The sequence below is a fragment of the Bradyrhizobium sp. SRL28 genome, from assembly GCF_018596315.1.
In the GTDB taxonomy this organism is placed as follows: Bacteria; Pseudomonadota; Alphaproteobacteria; order Rhizobiales; family Xanthobacteraceae; genus Bradyrhizobium.
Genome location: NZ_JAHEAG010000148.1, coordinates 1 through 1,532, shown reverse-complemented (window position 1 = coordinate 1,532; position 1,532 = coordinate 1). Strand labels below are relative to the sequence as shown.

Annotated in this window: 3 protein-coding genes; 2 read left to right on the top strand and 1 reads right to left on the bottom strand. The window is 64.6% G+C overall.

The features are described 5' to 3' along the window. Positions 1-230 (bottom strand): hypothetical protein (locus KIP88_RS45700; RefSeq protein WP_214494606.1); only part of this gene is annotated, 230 nt, incomplete at its 3' end. Positions 231-703: 473 nt separating this feature from the next. Between KIP88_RS45700 and KIP88_RS47750 the strand changes: the two genes are divergently transcribed. Further along, positions 704-1,027 (top strand): tyrosine-type recombinase/integrase, encoded by a 324-nt coding sequence (locus tag KIP88_RS47750; protein WP_283848600.1) that lies wholly within the window; start codon positions 704-706, stop codon positions 1,025-1,027. 23 nt (positions 1,028-1,050) lie between these two features. After that, positions 1,051-1,185 (top strand): tyrosine-type recombinase/integrase, encoded by a 135-nt coding sequence (locus KIP88_RS48095; protein ID WP_308163848.1) that lies wholly within the window; start codon positions 1,051-1,053, stop codon positions 1,183-1,185. Positions 1,186-1,532: the final 347 nt, after the last annotated feature.

Sequence of the window (1,532 nt, the reverse complement as noted above, 5' to 3'; positions counted from 1 at the left end):
CCACGTAGCCCGAGAAGCGGCGAAAGATGGACCTGAGTTCGTGGTGACGATCGGCGGGGGCGCGCCCGAATAGCTTCCATGTCGGTCTGCACCACGGTGGTATCCACACGCAGCCTTTGGCCGTCCTCAAGTCCGAGCTCGACCGCCGCCTGCACCACCAGATTATTGATCGCCTTGAGCGTCTCGGGCGTGAGCCGATTGAAGCCGCGGTGGAACGCATTACTCGCCACCTACTCGGCCACGCCAGCTACAGCGACACGGCCTACTACCTCACCGGTTCGTCGGATCTTCTCGCCATCGCGGCTGAACGCGCCGTCCTGGACGGAGGCGCCGCATGAGCGAACACCTCCTTCTGGCGCCGCTCCTGGAGTCGTACTTCCGTCGCCGGTTGACCAAGCAACGCAACGCCACCTCCGCGACCACCGGCCAGCTATCGCGACGCCTTGCGCATGCTGATCCTCTTTGCCGCCGACCGTTTGCGGAAGAAGCCAGCGGCGTTGGTCCTTGAAGATCTCGATCGGGACCTCGTTTTCGCCTTTCTCGATGAGCTTGAGGAGAAGCGGAACAATTCCGTCGCCTAGCGCAACGCCCAACTAACCGTGATCCGATCCTTCTTCCATCACGTCGCCGCCGCCGATCCCGCCTCGTTCGGCGTCGCCCAACGGGTTCTGACGATCCCCACCAAACGGGCCACATCGAGGTGATGCACCACCTCACCAACGCCGAGGTGGAGGCCATCATCGCAGCCCCTGATCAGACGACGCCCCGCGGCCGGCGCGACCGGGCCTTTCTGCTCTTCTTGGCGAGAACCGGCGCCCGCGTGTCCGAAGCGACCGGCGTCAACGCGAACGACCTTCAGTTGGAGCGAGGGCGCCCGCAGGTGCTGCTTCACGGCAAGGGACGCCAAGATCGCGTCGTTCCCATTCCTCAGGATCTGGTGCGACCGCTGACGGACCTGTTGAGCGAACGCGGCCTCGCCCATCATGAACCGCGGCCGATCTTCGTCGGGTCCACAACGAGCGCCTGACGCGTTTCGGCGCGACACACGTCGTGCGGCGTGCCGCCTCCCAGGCCGGGTCCACCAGGCCAAACTTGGAGGGCAAGCCGATATCGCCGCACATCTTCCGGCATTCCCTCGCCATGAAACTTCTCCGGTCAGGCGTGAACTCCTGCCCCCACTGGTAGGGATCGAGCGACACATAGATCGTCCGCGTAAGTGCCTGTCCCTTGGCCGGGCTAGGGATCGGCGCCTCGCGTAGCTCGAAGTGTCCGGCTGTGGCCACGGGGGCAGCGGCTTGTCCGAAAGCGTCCAATAGCGTGATCTTACTTCTGCCTCCTGACCGAGCCGAGTGTTCCGGTTCTGGGATCCGACAAACCAACCGGGGCGCCTCGCCAGCTTCCAGCGTCGTTTCGCTTCTCGGACCTGGCCGGCTAGGCTGCGCACATAAGCACGGCCGGGGAGTGGGCAAGTCGTCACAGCTGGAGAGCCGCCGCGAAAGAGCCGGCATTGCACCACGAAGCCCTGTTGGTCC

Excerpts from the sequence above, each read along its gene's own strand:
- KIP88_RS47750 (WP_283848600.1), top strand. The coding sequence starts at position 704 with ATGCACCACCTCACCAACGCCGAGGTGGAGGCCATCATCGCAGCCCCT.